The sequence below is a fragment of the Mycobacterium sp. Root135 genome (assembly GCF_001426545.1).
Lineage (GTDB): Bacteria > Actinomycetota > Actinomycetes > Mycobacteriales > Mycobacteriaceae > Mycobacterium.
Genome location: NZ_LMEZ01000007.1, coordinates 51423 through 68175 on the forward strand (window position 1 = coordinate 51423; position 16753 = coordinate 68175).

Annotated in this window: 12 protein-coding genes and 2 riboswitches; of the genes, 6 read left to right on the forward strand and 6 right to left on the reverse strand. The window is 67.4% G+C overall.

Features of this window, described 5'->3' with window-relative positions; all coding sequences use genetic code 11:
* Window positions 1-42: 42 nt before the first annotated feature.
* From ASD37_RS20520 to ASD37_RS20535, 4 genes are all read left to right on the forward strand, one after another.
* The gene (locus tag ASD37_RS20520; protein WP_056555734.1) at window positions 43-840 is read left to right on the forward strand and encodes a DeoR/GlpR family DNA-binding transcription regulator; all 798 of its coding nucleotides are present in this window, start codon (window positions 43-45) and stop codon (window positions 838-840) included.
* Window positions 837-1943 carry a galactose-1-phosphate uridylyltransferase gene (galT, locus tag ASD37_RS20525; RefSeq protein ID WP_056555737.1) on the forward strand — a complete coding sequence of 369 codons (1107 nt, stop codon included), beginning with the start codon at window positions 837-839 and terminating at the stop codon, window positions 1941-1943. Before ASD37_RS20520 ends, galT begins: the two co-directional genes overlap by 4 nt.
* Window positions 1940-3046, forward strand: a complete 1107-nt coding sequence (locus ASD37_RS20530; protein ID WP_056555740.1) for a galactokinase — start codon at window positions 1940-1942, stop codon at window positions 3044-3046. The genes galT and ASD37_RS20530 overlap by 4 nt, the downstream gene beginning before the upstream one ends.
* A 100-nt stretch (window positions 3047-3146) precedes the next feature.
* Window positions 3147-4583, forward strand: a complete 1437-nt coding sequence (locus ASD37_RS20535; RefSeq protein WP_162253290.1) for a PE-PPE domain-containing protein — start codon at window positions 3147-3149, stop codon at window positions 4581-4583.
* Between the two features lie 27 nt (window positions 4584-4610).
* Here the strand turns inward: ASD37_RS20535 and ASD37_RS20540 are convergent, their stop codons facing one another.
* Window positions 4611-5762 (reverse strand): serine/threonine-protein kinase, encoded by a 1152-nt coding sequence (locus ASD37_RS20540; protein ID WP_056555746.1) that lies wholly within the window; start codon window positions 5760-5762, stop codon window positions 4611-4613.
* A 97-nt stretch (window positions 5763-5859) separates the two neighbouring features.
* Window positions 5860-6065, forward strand: a riboswitch (cobalamin riboswitch).
* Between the two features lie 128 nt (window positions 6066-6193).
* On the opposite strand from ASD37_RS20540, the gene metE reads away from it, so the two are divergent.
* Window positions 6194-8464 carry a 5-methyltetrahydropteroyltriglutamate--homocysteine S-methyltransferase gene (gene metE, locus ASD37_RS20545; protein ID WP_056555749.1) on the forward strand — a complete coding sequence of 757 codons (2271 nt, stop codon included), beginning with the start codon at window positions 6194-6196 and terminating at the stop codon, window positions 8462-8464.
* Between the two features lie 468 nt (window positions 8465-8932).
* On the opposite strand, the gene ASD37_RS20550 is transcribed toward metE, so the two are convergent.
* The 3 genes from ASD37_RS20550 to prpD are packed head-to-tail and all read right to left on the reverse strand — an operon-like array spanning window position 8933 to window position 12482.
* Window positions 8933-10066, reverse strand: a complete 1134-nt coding sequence (locus ASD37_RS20550) for a bifunctional 2-methylcitrate synthase/citrate synthase (protein ID WP_056555753.1) — start codon at window positions 10064-10066, stop codon at window positions 8933-8935.
* Window positions 10063-10980: a methylisocitrate lyase gene (gene prpB, locus ASD37_RS20555; protein ID WP_056555757.1), complete on the reverse strand. Its 918-nt coding sequence runs from the start codon at window positions 10978-10980 to the stop codon at window positions 10063-10065. The genes ASD37_RS20550 and prpB overlap by 4 nt, the downstream gene beginning before the upstream one ends.
* Complete coding sequence (prpD, locus tag ASD37_RS20560) at window positions 10977-12482, reverse strand: 2-methylcitrate dehydratase PrpD (RefSeq protein WP_056557405.1); 1506 nt, start codon at window positions 12480-12482, stop codon at window positions 10977-10979. Before prpD ends, prpB begins: the two co-directional genes overlap by 4 nt.
* An 84-nt stretch (window positions 12483-12566) precedes the next feature.
* Between prpD and ASD37_RS20565 the strand changes: the two genes are divergently transcribed.
* Window positions 12567-14042 carry a short-chain fatty acyl-CoA regulator family protein gene (locus ASD37_RS20565; RefSeq protein ID WP_056555760.1) on the forward strand — a complete coding sequence of 492 codons (1476 nt, stop codon included), beginning with the start codon at window positions 12567-12569 and terminating at the stop codon, window positions 14040-14042.
* Here ASD37_RS20565 and ASD37_RS20570 read toward each other — a convergent pair.
* Both ASD37_RS20570 and ASD37_RS20575 read right to left on the reverse strand, forming a co-directional pair.
* The gene (locus tag ASD37_RS20570; protein WP_056555763.1) at window positions 14018-14911 is read right to left on the reverse strand and encodes a mycobacterial-type methylenetetrahydrofolate reductase; all 894 of its coding nucleotides are present in this window, start codon (window positions 14909-14911) and stop codon (window positions 14018-14020) included. The genes ASD37_RS20565 and ASD37_RS20570 overlap by 25 nt on opposite strands.
* Window positions 14912-15052: 141 nt before the next feature.
* Window positions 15053-15182: riboswitch (cobalamin riboswitch) on the reverse strand.
* Window positions 15183-16736, reverse strand: coding sequence for a succinic semialdehyde dehydrogenase (locus ASD37_RS20575; protein ID WP_056555766.1), 1554 nt, complete (start codon window positions 16734-16736; stop codon window positions 15183-15185).
* Window positions 16737-16753 lie beyond the last annotated feature (17 nt).

Sequence of the window (16753 nt, forward strand, 5' to 3'; positions counted from 1 at the left end):
TCGTTAATGTGCGAATCTGTCTGACGAAGGGTGCTGCCACCGATGCTGGCCGCTGAACGACAAGACGCGATCTTGCGCGCGCTGCAATCGGAGGGCTCCGTGCGCGTCGCCGACCTCGCCGAGGAGCTCGCCGTCTCGGAGATGACGGTGCGCCGCGACCTGGACACCCTCGACGCCCAGCAGCTGCTGCGGAAGGTGCACGGCGGTGCGGTGTCGCGGCACAACCGCGGCGAGGAACCGCGCTCGGCGCAGAAGGCAGGTCAGCAGCGAGTCGAGAAGGCGGCCATCGCCGCGAGGGCGGCGGCCACCATCGTGGACGGCATGACGATCGCCATCGGCGCCGGAACCACCACCACCGAACTCGCCCGGCATCTGCGTGGTCGGCCCTCGATCACCGTCGTCACCAACTCGGTCAACGTCTTTCGCGAACTCACCGATCCCTTGACCAATGGAGCGGACGGCTCCGACACTCCACTGGTCTATCTCAGCGGTGGGGTGCGGACCCCGTCGGACGCCCTGGTCGGACCCGTCGCCGACGCCGCGATCTCCTCGTTTCGCGTCGACGCCACCTATCTCGGAGTGCACGGCGTCGACCCCGACGCCGGCCTCACCTCGCCGAACGTCGCCGAGGCCCAGACCAACCGCACCCTGATTGAGATCGGCGGCCGACTGGTGGTGCTTGCCGACCACACGAAGTACCGCGAAGTGGGTGCCTGCGTGTTCGCCCGCCTCGACCACGTCCAGACCCTGATCAGCGACGACGGCCTGACCGCCGCCGACCGCGAACTGCTCGACAGTCGGGTCGGCGACCTGGTGATCGCACAGGTGCGCACACCGTGACCGACCCGACCCCGAACCCCACGCCGTGGCCCTTGGCCGACGGTCGGGAACTGCTGTTCTTCTCGCTGCCCGGCCACGAGCCCACCCCGGTCCCCGACCGTCGACCGCTCCCCCCTCGGGGGGACGCCCAGTCGCAGATCCGGTTCGACCGCCAGACCGGCCAGTGGGTCGCCATCGCCGCGCTGCGCCAAGACCGCACCCACCTGCCGAGCGCCGATCAGTGTCCGCTGTGCCCCAGTTCGTCGGGGACCACCAGCGAGGTGCCCGCGCCCGACTACGACGTCGTCGTCTTCGAGAACCGCTTCCCCAGCCTCTCTGGAGCCGACGGACGGGCATTCGCCCTACCCGACGTCGGCGTCGACGACTTCCTCAGTGCGCCGGGACATGGCCGCTGCGAAGTGATTTCGTTCTCCAGCAGCCACACCTCGTCGTTCGGCGAACTCACGCTCCCCCACGCCCGCCTCGTCGTCGACGCCTGGCGTCACCGCACCGCCGACCTGATGAGCAGGCCCGGGATCGAGCAGGTGTTCTGCTTCGAGAATCGCGGCGAGGACATCGGGGTGACGCTCACCCACCCGCACGGGCAGATCTACGGCTACCCCTACCTGACGCCGCGCACCGCCCACATGCTCGCCGAGGCCCGTGCGCACGCAGAACGCCACGGCACCAACCTCTTCGCCGACATCCTGGCCCACGAGGTGGCCGCAGGCACCAGGGTGGTGGCACGCAACGATCTGTTCACGGCGTTCGTGCCCTATGCGGCGCGCTGGCCGGTGGAAGTCCACCTGTACCCGAACAGGTTGGTGCGCAACCTGTCCGAACTCGACGATGCCGAACTCGACGCGTTCGCGGCGATGTACTGCGACCTGCTGAAGCGCTTCGACAGGATGTATCCCATGCCCCTGCCGTACATCTCGGCACTACACCAGTACCGCGACACGGAAGCCCAGCGGGACGGGTACTTTCACGTCGAGCTGATGTCGGTGCGGCGCAGCGCCACCAAGCTGAAGTACCTCGCCGGGTCGGAATCGGCAATGGACGCCTTCATCGGCGACGTGCTGCCCGAGACAGTCGCCGAACGGCTCCGGGGGCTTGCCTCGTGACCGACGACATTCGCTTCTCCGCGCCGGGGCGGATCAACCTGATCGGCGAACACACCGACTACAACCAGGGTTTCGCGCTGCCGATCGCGCTGCCTGCCCGCACGACGGTGACCTTCCGACCCGACGGCGGCGACGCGGTCGTCGTCCGCAGCGATCGCGAGGGCGGCGAGGTCACGATCCCGCTGCACACCACCCCGGGTGACGTCACCGGCTGGGCCGCCTACGTCGCGGGTGTGGTGTGGGCACTACGGACGTCCGGGCACCTGGTGGGTGGGGGCACGATGCGGATCACCAGCGGGGTGGACGTGGGTTCGGGCCTGTCGTCGTCGGCCGCACTCGAGTGTGCCGTCCTCGGCGCGCTCACCACCGCGGCCGGGCTTCGGATCGACCGCACCGACCAGGCCAGGATCGCCCAGCGGGCGGAGAACGATTATGTCGGCGCGCCAACGGGTTTGATGGACCAACTGGCATCGCTGCGTGGCGAGCCACGACATGCGCTCCTGATCGACTTCCACGACGACACCGTGACGTTGGTGCCGTTCGACCCCGCCGCCGCCGGTCTGGCACTGATGCTGATCAACTCGAACGCCCCGCATCGGCATGCCGGCGGCGAGTACGCCGCGCGGCGCGCCTCCTGCGAACGAGCGGCCGCGGCACTCGGCGTCAGATCCCTGCGCGAAGTACAGGACCGCGGTGAGACGGTGCTCGTCGACGTCACCGACCCCGTCGACGCGCGTCGCGCCCGACACATTCTGACGGAGAACCAACGCGTCGCGGACGTCGTCTCGGCGCTGGGCGATGCCGACTTCGCCGACGTCGGCCGACTCTTCGACGCCTCACACGCCTCGATGCGCGACGACTTCGAAATCACCACCGAGCACGTCGACCTGATCGCCGACACCGCGGTCCGGGCCGGTGCGCTGGGAGCGCGCATGACGGGCGGCGGCTTTGGCGGATGCGTGATTGCCCTCGCGGCCGCCGACCGGTGCGACGCCGTCGCGGAGGAAGTCCGGAGCACGGTGGTGCGGGCCGGGTACCACCCGCCGACGATCACGCTCACCCACGCCGGAGCGGGGGCCGGGCTCGAACCGTCTGGTAGCTGAGCCGACGGTCTAGGCCGGAATTCATACCTTCGAGACGATTGGCGATGTCGTCTTACACGCGTCGTCCACCGACGCTATGGTCGACCACGGGGGTAACTACATGTTCGAATTCGTCGTCCGAAGAAGAAGGATTGCCGTCGCCGCCGGGGGTGGCCGGAGGGGTCGGTGGTCACTGGCCGCCGTGGTGGTCGCCGCGGCGCTCGCAATTGCCGCGCCAGGCGCTTTGGCGTCCGCCCAGACTCGCATCGGTGTCAACGGCGGGCGTCCGACCGAGTGGCCGATTCTGTCCGACATCCTTGCCAGCCAGGGCCTCACCAAACAGGGATGGCTCGACTTCGGCTTGCGAGTAGGCGAGAACTGGTTGCCCGACACGAAGGGCAAGTCGGTCGCCTTGGACTATCCCGGCCAGCTGGGGCTCGTGTCCGGACCCGGCGCGCTGACCACCGATCAGTCGACCAAACTCGGACAGACGTTGCTTCACCAGCTGATCCTGAATGAGCTGGACAAGGGTGAACCCGTCGCGGTGGCGGGCATCAGCGAGGGCACGCTCGTCATCGAACGCGAATTGGCCTATCTGCAGAGCCTGTCGGACGACGAGGCGCCCTCCCGAGACGTGCTCACGTTCTACGTCTTCGGGGACATGTTGCGCGGTCTTGGCCAGATGTACCTGCCCGGGGTGACGATTCCGTTCTTCGGGGAGACGTTCCATGCCGTCCCGGAGACCCGGTACGACACCGTGGTCGTCAACGAGGAATGGGACGGTTGGGCCAACCCACCCGACCGACCGTGGAACCCGCTTGCCGTGATCAACGCGGTGATGGGTGCGGTGTACACCGTCAACGGCAAGAACGACCATTCCCAGACCGCGCTCGACAGCATGGACGACGCCGTCCTGGTGTCGCAGGTGAAGAGCGACGCCGGGGGCACCACCAGCACGTACGTCGTTCCTCGCACCCAGCTCCCCATCACCAGGCCTCTGCTCCAACTGGGAGTGCCACGCAAGGTGGTCGACCAGATCGACAAGATGTTGATGCCGTTGATCAGGGCTGGCTATTCCTACATGACCCCCAATCTGGGGCCGCGCGTCGACGGCGGGCAGCTGGTGTTCACCCCGCCGCCGCCTCCGCAGCTGCCGACGACCACCAAGCAGCTAGACGCCTCGTCCGAGAACGTGGCGGTCTCGGCGGCGAAGACGTCGACCGACCCCGAAGAGACCACGAAGGTCACGAAGCACGAACGCTCGGGTGGCGCCGGCAATACGAAACACGTTGCCGCAGCCGGTGTTGCCGATACCGACGAGTCCACGAAGGTGGCGAGGCCAGACGAGTCCGATGCGACGGTCGACTCGCCGAAGACGGTCGAGAAGTCCGCGAAGAACGATCTCAAGCCGCGCACGTCACCCAGGACGAAGCCCTCGAAGGTTCGGGAGTCCACCAAGACGGACGACGCACCCGAGGTTCGCACCACGGTGAAGCCGAGCGACACCGACGACAAGCCCGGCTCTTCGCAGGGCGCCGACGCCGAGTCGGCGGCGTAACCGCACGCCAGGACGTCCGGTAGGTGGTCAGCCGCGGTTCTTCGGACCCTTGTCCTTGTCGTTGCCCCTGCCCGGCGGCGGGCCCGGCGGTTTGAAAGGTTCGACCGGTTGAACCGTGGTCGACGGGATCGGTTGCGGCGCAACGCTCGACGACGGCGGTGATGGTGGTGGCGTGGTCGACGTGCTGGTCGTCGCGGGGGCGTTCTGCGACGTGGGTTGCAGCGCCACGGCCAGCACGGCGACGACGAGCGCCACCACCACCCCGATCGTCGTCAGGATGGTCCGCCGCCGCGTCCACGATCGCGCGGGGCGCGCCGGGTACCCGCTCGACACGACCGGAGCGAACGGGGCAGTAAACACCCGCGTCACGGGCCGCGGCCCCGCCAGGGCCGCTCGCATCTGATCGGCACTGGTGAAACGCGCACGCGGATCGTGTGCGATGGCGCGTTCGATCACGGCGGCGAGGGCGGGGTCGACGCCGATTACCGACGTGAGCGGCACGTGCTGACCGTTCAGGATCGCAAAGGCAAGCGCCTGAACGTCGTTCTGCGGGAACGGCACCCGCCCGGCAACCAGCTCGTAGCCGACCACGCCCACCGCGTACAGGTCGTCGGCCACCGATGACGGTGCCCCGGTCAAGCGCTGGGGACTCGCGTACGCCATGGTCCCGACCAGTTGACCCGTGGCGGTATGCCCGGCGTCACCGGTCTTGGCGATGCCGAAGTCGGCGACCTTGACGCCTCCCCCAGGACCGGAGGTCAGGATGTTGGCTGGCTTGATGTCGCGGTGGACGACGCCGGCGGCGTGCGCGACCGACAGCGCGGCGAGGACCTCGTCGAGAATCGTGCGCACCCGCATCGGCGGTAGCGGACCCCGCGCGATCTCGTCCAGAAGGGTGCTTCCCGGCAGCCGCTCCATCACGATGTACGGGGTGCCGCCGTGGTGTCCGTAGTCGTGCACGGCAACGATGTTGGGGTGCGAGAGGCGCGCCGCGGCACGGGCCTCATCCTCGAACCGGGCCCGCGCGTCTACCTGGGCACCGAGCGCGGGATGCAGCAGTTTCACGGCGACCGCGCGACCCAGCCTGGTGTCCCAGCCGTCGCGGACCTCGGCCATCCCGCCGACGCCGAGCACGCCCCTGAGCTCATAACGCCCGCCCAGCCCGTCACTGCCGGCCACGAGACCAACGATAGCCTGGCGCGGACGACCCGATGAGGCAGGCGCGTACTCTGATCCACGCAACTGGTCTGTCGGTCACCTCCTCGTTCGCGAGGGAGCGTCCGGCATCGAGTGCGGCATGCCGAAAGGCGTACGGCACGAGAGGGAACCCGGTGAGATTCCGGGACTGTCCCGCAGCGGTGAGCAGGAACGACCGCCGTCATCAGCACTGGCCCGTCATGGGCTGGGAAGCGACGGCCAGTAGGAGCACGAATACGTGCGCGCCTGTGAGTCCGAAGACCTGCCAGGTGTACCGAGCGCGCCGCGTTCGGTGGTTCATCGCCTCGTGGAATGGGCGGCGGCCGAAGCGCAGCACTCGTAGTGACGAATGCTGCCATCGGTTCGACGCCCACTGGTGATGGCCATCCCGCCGTATCACGTAGGACGTCGACATGACCGCAACACCATTCACCGCAACCATTCTCGGATCGCCCCGCATCGGACCCCGCCGGGAGCTCAAACGGGCGACCGAGAGCTACTGGGCTGGCCGGACCGCCCGGTCGGAACTCGAATCCGTCGCCGCCGGGCTTCGCCACGACACGTGGAAGGCGCTGTCGGAGGCCGGAATCGACTCGGTTCCCGTCAACACCTTCTCCTACTACGACCAGATTCTCGACACCGCCGTCCTGCTCGGCGCGCTGCCGCCGCGGGTCGCCGGCATCGAAGACGACCTCGCCAGGTACTTCGCGGCCGCCCGCGGGACCGACGACATCCAGCCACTCGAGATGACCAAGTGGTTCGACACGAACTATCACTACCTCGTACCCGAGATCGGGCCCGAGACCCGATTCGCCTTGAACCCCGACAAGGTACTTGGTGAGCTGAAAGAAGCTCAGGCTCAGGGTATTCCCGCTCGTCCGGTCGTCGTCGGACCGCTGACGTTCCTGGCCCTGAGCAAGGGCGTCGACGGTGCCGCCGCTCCGATGTCGCGGCTCGACGAGGTCGTCGGGCTCTACGCGGATCTGCTCGGCGCGCTTGCCGACGCGGGTGCGGAGTGGGTACAGATCGACGAGCCCGTCTTGGTCACCGACATCGTGGACAACGGCGCCGAACTCGCCGAACGCACCTACGGTCTCCTCGGTGGTCTCCAGAACCGGCCGGCGATCTTCGTCGCCACCTACTTCGGCGCACCGAACGGGTCGCTGGCCGCACTGGCCCGTACTCCGATCGAGGCCGTCGGCGTCGACCTGGTGGCCGGCGGCAGCCACGCCGTGGGCGCCGTTCCCGAGCTCGCAGGCAAGACAGTGGTCGCGGGTGTGGTCGACGGCCGGAACGTCTGGCGCACCGACCTCGACGCCGCGCTGAGGACGTTGGAAGGTCTGCGCGAATCCGTAGGCGCTCTCGCGGTGTCGACGTCGTGCTCGACCCTGCACGTCCCCTACACCCTCGACGCGGAACCCGACGCGGACGTGGCGCTTCGCAGCTGGCTGGCCTTCGGCGTCGAGAAGGTAACCGAAGTGGTCGGGCTGGCACGAGGTCTGCGCGACGGACGCGATTCCGTCGCCGACGCGATCACCGCGTCCAACGAGGCCGTCGCGTCACGTCGTGCCGATGCGCGGCTCGACAACGGCGACGTGCGGGCGCGTCTCTCGTCGATCGCCGCTGCCGGCATGACGCGGGGTCCCGCCGAAGCCAGGCGTGAGGCTCAGAACGACCGGCTGCACCTACCTGTGTTGCCGACGACGACCATCGGGTCCTACCCACAGACCACCACGATCCGCAAGGCGCGGGCCGCTTTACGGGCCGGCGACATCGACCAGGTCGAGTACACCAAGGACATGCGTGCCGAGATCGCCTCGGTCATCAGGTTGCAAGAAGAGCTCGGCCTCGACGTCCTCGTCCACGGTGAGCCCGAGCGCAACGACATGGTGCAGTACTTCGCCGAACAACTCGACGGCTTCCTTGCCACCCAAAACGGATGGGTGCAGTCCTACGGAAGCCGATGCGTCCGGCCCCCGATTCTGTTCGGGGACGTCAGCCGGCCGCACCCGATGACCGTCGAGTGGGCTACCTACGCGCAGTCGCTGACCCGAAAGCCGGTCAAGGGCATGCTGACTGGGCCGGTGACGATCTTGGCGTGGTCATTCGTCCGCGACGATCAGCCGTTGGCCGACACCGCAAATCAGATCGCGTTGGCCATTCGCGACGAGACCGTGGACCTCCAGACCGCGGGCATTTCGATCATCCAGGTCGACGAACCCGCCCTGCGCGAACTGCTTCCGTTGCGGTCCAAGGACAAGGACGACTACCTGTCGTGGGCGGTCGGCGCCTTCAAGCTGGCCACCTCCGGGGTGGCCAACTCCACGCAGATCCACACCCACCTGTGCTACTCCGAATTCGGTGAGGTGATCGGCGCCATCGCCGACCTGGACGCCGACGTCACGTCCATCGAAGCGGCACGTTCGCACATGGAGGTGCTCGACGATCTCAACGCGATCGGCTTCGGCAACAGCGTGGGCCCCGGCGTGTACGACATCCACTCCCCGCGCGTGCCGGCCACCGCGGAGATAGTCGAGTCCCTGCGCGCCGCACTGAAAGCCGTTCCCGGCGAGCGGCTCTGGGTGAATCCCGATTGCGGGTTGAAGACCCGCGGCACCGAGGAAGTGACGGCATCCCTGCGCAACCTCGTCGCCGCGGCCCACCAGGTACGCGTCCGGGGCTAAGCAGTTCAGCCCGGGGCGCGCAATTGGCGCGCCCCGGGCTCCCGTCCGTGAGCAACCGCACCGATCTCCTACCAACCGATGGGATCTACGACGGTGGCATTGGACCAGACCAAGCCGACGGTCACCGTCTGCCGCGGATGCTGCTGCGGCACGACGAAGAAGCACCCGATGACCGACCACGGCGCCAGGCTGGCTGACCTGCGAAGGCTCGTCGAGGGCATCGGACCGTGCGAACGCTCCAATGTCGTGGTGGTTTCTCCGTCTGGACGCGGGCATAGGGCCGGCGGCCGACCCACGTGGCCCGGCTTCGTCCTGGACGCACGCACCGAAGCCGACATCGTCAATTGGCTTCGTTACGGTGGGCCAGGTCTTGCACCGCGGCCAGAAGCACTTACCCCGCATCGCTTTCGACCGGGATCGTCGAAGGCGACGAGCTCCCGCCTGGACTAACGCGTCACGGTCACGCGCTCAGACAAGGGCGCGCTGGGGTTGGCCGGAGTACTCGCTGAGCGGCCTGATCAACGCGTTGGACGCGGCCTGCTCCATGATGTGTGCCGTCCATCCGGTGATCCGGCTCATCACGAAGATCGGGGTGAAACTCGGGATGTCGAAGCCCATCAGGTAGTACGCGGGACCGGTCGGAAAGTCGAGATTGGGCTTGATTCCGGTGGCTTGGGCCATCCCGTCTTCGAGTACCTCGTAGATGTCGAGCCAGTCTCGCCCGTCACGGACGGCGGCGAGGCGTTCCAGCGCCGCCTTCATGGCGGGCACCCGGGAGTCACCGTTCTTGTAGACGCGATGACCGAAGCCCATGACCTTCTCCTTGCGAGAGATCTTGCCGTCCAACCAGTCCGACGCCCGGTCTGCGCAACCGATGTCGATCATGTCGTGCATGACCGCCTCGTTGGCACCGCCGTGCAACGATCCCTTCAACGCGCCGATGGCTGCGGTGACCGCGCTGTAGATGTCGGACTGGGTCGACGTCACGACCCGGGCTGCGAAGGTCGACGCGTTGAAGCCGTGCTCGGCGTATAGCGTCATCGACTGTTCGAACACGTCGACGACGACGGGCTCCGGGACCTGACCGAAGCACATGTTCAGGAAGTTCTGCGCATACCCGAGTTGGCCGTCGGGTGCGATCGGTGCCAAGCCGCGGCGACGGCGCATGTCGGCCGCGACTATCGTCGGGAGCGCCGCAAACATGCGGAGGGACTTGGCGTAGTTCGCGGCCTCGGTGCTGTCGTCCTCGTCGGGGTCCTCGGCCCCCAGATAGCTGATCACCGTACGCACCACGTCCATGGGGTGACAGTTGTCGGGCAGCTTGGCGAGCAGGGAGTGCATCGAACGGTTGAGTCCGCGGCTGGCGCGTTCCCGCGCGCAAAACTGCTGCAACTGAACGTCGGTCGGCAACTCGCCGTGCCACAGCAGATAGGCGACCTGCTCGAAGCAGCACTCCCCGGCAAGGTCTTGGACCGGGTAGCCGCGATAAGTCAACGAGTTGGTCTCGGCCACCACCTTGGAGATCGCCGTGGTGTCGACGACGACACCTGCCAAACCCTTGAAGATGCGCGGCTTCTCGGCCGCCGCGGCGATGAGCGTCATGGTGTCACTCCCTGCAGTGCGAAATCGTAGACGTCGGAGTCGAACTGGTTGTAGTCCTGATACCGGAGCAACTCGTAGAGTCTGCTGCGGTGCTGCATCTGATCGATGAGGCCGGCTTGCATTCCCGCCGAGTCGATCTCGCGGAGTCCGAGCTCGACGGCGAGCATGGCCAGCCGCAACGTGCTGACCGGATAGATCACCACGTTGTAGCCGATGTCCGAGAGTTGCTTGGTGGTAAGGAGTTCGGACTTGCCAAACTCGGTCATGTTGGCCAGCAGCGGTGAGTCGACCGCCGCCCTGAATCGTTCGAAGTCGGCCGGCCCTGCCAGCGCCTCGGTGAAGATCATGTCGGCCCCCGCGTCGGCGTAGGCGCGAGCCCGTTCGACGGCCGCCGGCACCCCCTCGATGCCTGCAGCGTCGGTCCGCGCGCAGATGACGAAGTTCGGGTCCCGCCGGGCAGACACCGCCGCACGCAGCCGCTTGACCATGTCGTCGGTGGGCACGACGGCCTTGCCGTCCAGATGACCGCAACGCTTCGGGTTGACCTGGTCTTCCAGATGACACCCGGCCAGGCCGGCGTCCTCCAAGAGTGTGACGGTGCGCGCCGCGCTCATCGGCTCCCCGAAGCCGGTGTCGGCGTCGATCAGCGTGGGCAGGTCGGTGACCGACGCAATCTGCGCGCCCCGGCCAGACACCTCGGTGAGCGTCGTCAGCCCGATGTCGGGGAGCCCCAGGTCCGCCGACAGAACGGCACCGGAGACGTACACACCCTCGAACCCGATGTCGGCGACCAGCTTGGCGACCAACGGCGAGAATGCTCCCGGGAAGCGTTGCAGCTGACCCGATTCGAGCTTTCTACGAAAGTCGGCGCGTTTCTCGGCGGCCGAGGAGGCTGCCGCGAACAGGCCCGTCACCGGAAGATACCCGACGGCACCGTAGGGGCCTTGTCGAGCACACGCGGGTCGACCCTGACGTTGAGCGTGCCGAGGGCACCCGGTTTGAGGCTGCTTGCGTCGCATGCGGCGGACAGGAACCGTCGCCGTTCCTCGGCGTCGACGACACCGTCGGCCAACTCGGTGAACTTCGCGACGTACTGATCGCGTCCGAACGGTCTGGCGCCCAGCGGGTGGGCGTCGGCGACGGCGAGCTCGTCGACGACGGTCTCACCATTCGTCAACGTCACGACCGCCCTGGCGCCAAAGGCCTTCTCGCCGGGGTCCGTCGAGTGGTAGCGACGCGTCCACTCGGCGTCCTCGACGGTGGAGACCTTGCGCCACAGCGCGACCGTGTCGGCTCGGTGGGCACGTTCGGGGTCGTAGGACGACTCGTGATGCCAGGTGCCGTCCTGCAGCGCGACCGCGAAGATGTACATCACCGAGTGGTCGAGCGTCTCGCGGGACGCGTCGGGGTCGAACTTCTGCGGGTCGTTGGACCCGGTGCCGATCACGACATGGGTGTGATTGCTGGTGTGGAGCACCACCGAGTCGACCTGCTCGAGATCGCCGATGCGGCTGCGCATTCGGCGCGCCAGGTCGACGAGTGCCTGGCTCTGGTACTCCGCGGAGTGCTCCTTGGTGTAACTGTCCAGGATGGCGCGCTTGGGCTCGCCGGGGGCGGGCAGCGGCACCCGGTAGGTGTGCTCGGGTCCGGCGAGCAACCACGCGATCACACCGTCCTCGCCTTCCCAGATCGGTGCCGGCGCGCCCTCGCCCCGCATGGCGCGGTCGACGGCCTCGATCGCCACCTTGCCCGCCCACGCCGGCGCGAACGCCTTCCAGCTGGAGATCTGCCCCTTGCGCGACTGGCGCGTCGCGGTGGTCAGGTGCAGCGCCTGACCGATCGCGGAGTAGATGGTCTCCGGGTCGAGTCGCAGCATCGTCCCGAGGCCTGCTGCCACCGACGGGCCGAGGTGCGCGACGTGGTCGATCTTGTGCTGGTGCAAGCAGATTCCACGGGCCAGGTCGATCTGCACCTCGTAGGCCGTGGCGATGCCGCGAATCAGGTCTGAGCCACGGATGCCCAGCTGTTGTGCGACGGCGACCAAGGCCGGGATGTTGTCCCCGGGATGCGAGTACTCGGCGGCCAGGAAGGTGTCGTGGAAGTCGAGTTCGCGGACGGCGACCCCGTTGGCCCACGCCGCCCACTCGGCCGACACGGTGCCCTCGACGCCGAAGACGTTGGCGCCGTTGCGGGTCCGGTGGGCCAGGGCTTGAGCCCGAGCCACGGTGACCGGCCGTCGGATCACCGATGCCGCCGACACGGCGGCGTTGTCGATGATGCGGTTGACGACCATCGCCTCGGTTTCCGGTGGTACCGGCACCGGATCGGCCGCGACCTGGGCGATCTTCCAGGCCAGGTGTGCGGAGCGGGGGAATTCGTCGGCGCTGCGCCGTGTCATGACGTCGTGTTCGAGCATGATCCGCACGGTACGCAGCACCGCTGGGGACCGAAACCCCCTGTAACTGCGTAATCCAGTGTCCTTAGCCGACCCATCTTGCGAATGTTGTGTAAGCCGCTGGCGGTAGAGTTTCGATCGGTGGCTAAGACGTTCGCGGGAGCCCGCCTGAGACGGTTGCGGGATGAAAAGGGCCTCACACAGGTCGCGCTGGCACGCGCCTTGGGCCTGTCGACCAGTTACGTCAACCAGCTCGAGAACGACCAGCGACCGATCACCGTTTCGGTGCTGCTGGCTCTCGTCGACCGTTTCGACCTGCCGACTCACTATTTCGCCGCCGACGCCGACGCCAGGCTGGTGTCCGATCTGCGCGACGTCCTCGACGACGGCACCGTCACCGTCGCCCAGATCGAAGAGCTGGTGGCCCGGATGCCGGACGTCGGGCAGACGATGGTCAACCTTCACCGTCGTCTGCACGATGCCACGGCCCAACTCGAGACGGTTCACGGCCGGGCCAACCAGGACGCACCGGCGACGGGACAAAAGCCGATGCCGTTCGAAGAGGTCCGAGACTTCTTCTACGACCGTCGCAACTACGTCGACGAACTCGACCACGCCGCAGAGGAACTCTTTGCCACCCATCGGCTGCGCGTCGGTGGTCTCGACGAGCGACTCTCGTCGTTGATGACCGAGCAGTTCGGCATCACCGTCGTGATCGACGACGGTGATGCGCTGGGGCCCAACGTGAAACGGCGCTACCAACCGGCCAGCGCCACCCTCTTCGTCGCACGGTGGCTTCTGCCGGGCCAGCGGGCATTCCAGCTCGCCACCCAACTTGCGATGCTCCTGCACTCCGACCTGATCGACGCGATCGTCGCCACCGACGGCCAGCTGAGCTCCGAGGCGCGTGAGGTGGCACGAATCGGACTGGCGAACTACTTCGCCGGGGCGCTGCTGCTCCCCTACCGGCAATTCCTCTCGGCCGCAGAAGAGTTGCGATACGACGTCGACCAGCTGGCTCGGCACTTCGGCGTCGGGTTCGAGACCATCTGCCATCGACTCTCGACGCTTCAGCGCCCGGATGCCCGCGGGGTCCCGTTCATCTTCGTCCGCACCGACAGCGCCGGGAACATCTCGAAGCGGCAGTCAGCCACGGCCTTTCACTTCTCACGGGTGGGAGGCAACTGTCCGCTCTGGGTGGTTCACCATGCGTTCTCCCGACCGGGGCAATTCCTCACCCAGGTGGCGCAAATGCCCGACGGTCGTGAGTACTTCTGGATCGCCAAGACCTCGTCGTCGACGCCGAGCACGTATCTCGGCACACCGAAGAGCTTTGCGATCGGGCTGGGCTGCGACCTGGCCCACGCCGATAAGCTCGTGTACTCCGTCGGCGTCGACCTGACGGCCGCCGACGCCGCGGTGCCGATCGGTGCGGGATGTCGGATCTGTGACCGTCCCGCGTGCCCGCAGCGGGCGTTTCCCTACGTCGGCCGACCGGTGCACGTCGACCCGCAGAGCAGCAGCAACCTGCCGTATCCGCCGCGGGTGCCTCCCGTTCATGGTGTCGTCGGCGACCAGTAGGCAAGCATCTCGGCGAAAGTGTCAAATGCTGCGGTGTTTACGCCGTAAGTCGCTTCCAGGTGAACGCTCAGCGGGAAGTCGAGATCGGCGACGCCGTCAACGACCCGCTTGTACAAGTCGACGGTCAGCCGGCGGCGTGTCACCGGCTCCGAAGCCGCCAGGGTCCTGACGAAGTCTTGCTCTGCCGCGACGGCCGCGTTACCCGGATCTTGGATGAGCCAGTTGATCAGGCCAACGCGCTCTTCGAGTTTCGGCACGAACCCGAACGACAGCAGAATTTCCGGACGGTGTTCGGTGCGCTCGGCGAAGTCCTTGAGAAAGGTCACGATTGCGTCGGAGTACAGAAGCTGAGTCATGCCGTAGGTGGCACCCTTCGCGCATTTGAACTCGAACCTGCCGCGCTCGCCCTCGCGGGTGGGGATGAGGATGACGCCCCGGTTTTCGACCACCCCGTCGTACAGCGACAGCGCATCCGTCGGCGCGACGCCACACCCCTCGCCGTCGCTCATCGTGCGGGGCACCCCGACGAAGGCGATGCCCTCCATCCCAATCTCCCCGAGTTCGGCGACGCGCCGATCGAGCGCGGGTTCGTCGAGGAACGCGGTCACCTGGGTGCACAGGCCCTTGACGTCGGGCAGTTCCGAGCTGACGACGGACCAGAAGCCGACGACGTCCAACTTCGGTTTCATCTCCACGGGCCGACCGTCGTCCTCCTCGATCATGCCGGGAATCATCACGTGCCGGATTGCGCCCTCGAGACCCGACTCGACGGACGCCTTGAGCACCTTGTGGACTTCGTCGAATGCATGCTCGCGGCCACGTTCGGCATTCGGTGGTACGAGTTCGAGCGCGATGGTACGAAGTGTCATGGGGCCGTTCCCCATTGGACGACGGCGGCAAACCAGGCCGGGTCGCACAGCGTCTGCTGCGGGACTCTCGGACCGGGCGGGTACGGCGACTCCGAAATGAGCATGGTGGCACAACTCCCTCTGGGATCTCGCGTCCCAAGTGCGGATGACATGCGCCTGGCTCAGTATCTGACTCACTCACCCGTCAGTCGGGTGGGCTCACAGTGGCGCGACCGCTCTGGATTCTCACCAGATTCCTGTCGCCAGGCGCAGCCCGACAATAGCCGACGTGTCAGCGGCCGGGGATGTACTGCAGCGCCTTGACGAACGGCGGCATGATCTTCGCCCAGAGCTTCGGCGGAAGTCCGCGTGGCCCACCGAGATTGAGGATGCGGGTGGTGGCGATGGTCTGGGGTTCGGTGTACTTGACCAGACCTTCGGGTCCGTGACGACGGCCCATCCCCGACACGCCCATGCCACCCATCGGGGCGGCGGTGCTGCCCCACGTGGGTGCGTATCCCTCGTCGACGTTGACCGTGCCCGCATGGATTCGCGCGGCGATCTGCTCACCGTCGCTCTTGGTGGCGGCCCAGACGCTGGCGTTCAGCCCGTATTCGGTGTCGTTGGCGCGGGCGACGGCCTCGTCGACGTTGGCCACCGGGTAGATCGAGACGAGCGGCCCGAAGGTCTCCTCGCGGTAGCACTCGGCGTCTTCGGGCACGTTGGTGAGCACGGTCGGCTCGAAGAACAGCGGGCCAAGGTCGGGGCGCGCGGTGCCGCCCGCAATCACGGTCGCGCCCTTCACGACGGCGTCGTCGACGTGGGCGGACACCGCCTTCACCTGCTCCTCGGAGATCAGGCTGCCCATCTCGACGCCGAAGCCGTAGCCGCCGCGGAACGTCATCTTGCGGACGCGCTCGCCGAACACGCGGATGAACTCCTCAGCGATCGACTGTTCGACGTAGATGCGCTCGATGGAGATGCAGAGCTGCCCGGAATTGGCGAAGCACGCGCGCACGGCGGCGTCGGCGACCTCGCGCAGGTTGGCGCCCGCGGCCACGATCATCGGGTTCTTGCCGCCGAGTTCGGCCGAGAAGCCGATCAGCCGGCGCCCGGCCTGCTCGGCGAGCAGCTGCCCCGTCGCGGTGGACCCGGTGAACATCAGGTACTCGGTGTTCTCGACCAGGGCCGTGCCCACCACAGAACCCGGCCCGGGGACGACGGCGAACAGGTCGCGTGGCAGGCCCGCGTCATACAGCAGTTCCACGCACGCCAGCGCGCAGTAGGGGGTCTGGCTGTCGGGCTTGAGCACCACGGCGTTGCCGGCGAGCAGCGCCGCGATCGCGTCGGACACCGCCAGCGTCATCGGGTAGTTCCACGGCGAGATCACGCCGACCACGCCCTTGGGCTGGTACCGCACCACGGTCTTGGTGAGGCCGGGCAGCATGCCCGTCACCCGCTGCGGGCGCAGCAGCTTCGGTGCGACGCGCGCGTAATGGCGCGCCGTCATCGCGATGTCGAGGATCTCCTCCTGGGCGGCGTTGCGCGACTTGCCGGTCTCGGCCTGCGCCATGTCCATCAGAGAGTCGAGGTTCTTCAGCACCAGGTCGCGGTAGCGGTGGAAGACGGCGGCCCGCTCGGTGACGGGCCGGGCCGCCCACTCCTTCTGCGCCACCCGGGCCCGCGCGATCGCATCCTTGGCGTCCTGCGCGGTGCCGATCGGGATCTCCGCCAGCTTCTGGCCGGTGAACACCTCGAGGACGGCGCGGGTGGGGCGCTCGGATGCATCCGGGATGGCGACCAGGTCGGCGAGACGCGCAAACGTGGCGGCGGACGGTGCAGGCATGATGACTCCTCAGACGA

Bases quoted from the DNA above. Each gene is read 5' to 3' on its own strand.
- ASD37_RS20520 (WP_056555734.1), top strand. From the start codon at position 43: ATGCTGGCCGCTGAACGACAAGACGCGATCTTGCGCGCGCTGCAATCG.
- ASD37_RS20535 (WP_162253290.1), top strand. From the start codon at position 3,147: ATGTTCGAATTCGTCGTCCGAAGAAGAAGGATTGCCGTCGCCGCCGGG.
- metE (WP_056555749.1), top strand. From the start codon at position 6,194: ATGACCGCAACACCATTCACCGCAACCATTCTCGGATCGCCCCGCATC.
- ASD37_RS20550 (WP_056555753.1), bottom strand. From the start codon at position 10,066: ATGACGCTCATCGCCGCGGCGGCCGAGAAGCCGCGCATCTTCAAGGGT.
- prpD (WP_056557405.1), bottom strand. From the start codon at position 12,482: ATGCTCGAACACGACGTCATGACACGGCGCAGCGCCGACGAATTCCCC.
- ASD37_RS20565 (WP_056555760.1), top strand. From the start codon at position 12,567: ATGTTGTGTAAGCCGCTGGCGGTAGAGTTTCGATCGGTGGCTAAGACG.
- ASD37_RS20570 (WP_056555763.1), bottom strand. From the start codon at position 14,911: ATGACACTTCGTACCATCGCGCTCGAACTCGTACCACCGAATGCCGAA.
- ASD37_RS20575 (WP_056555766.1), bottom strand. From the start codon at position 16,736: ATGCCTGCACCGTCCGCCGCCACGTTTGCGCGTCTCGCCGACCTGGTC.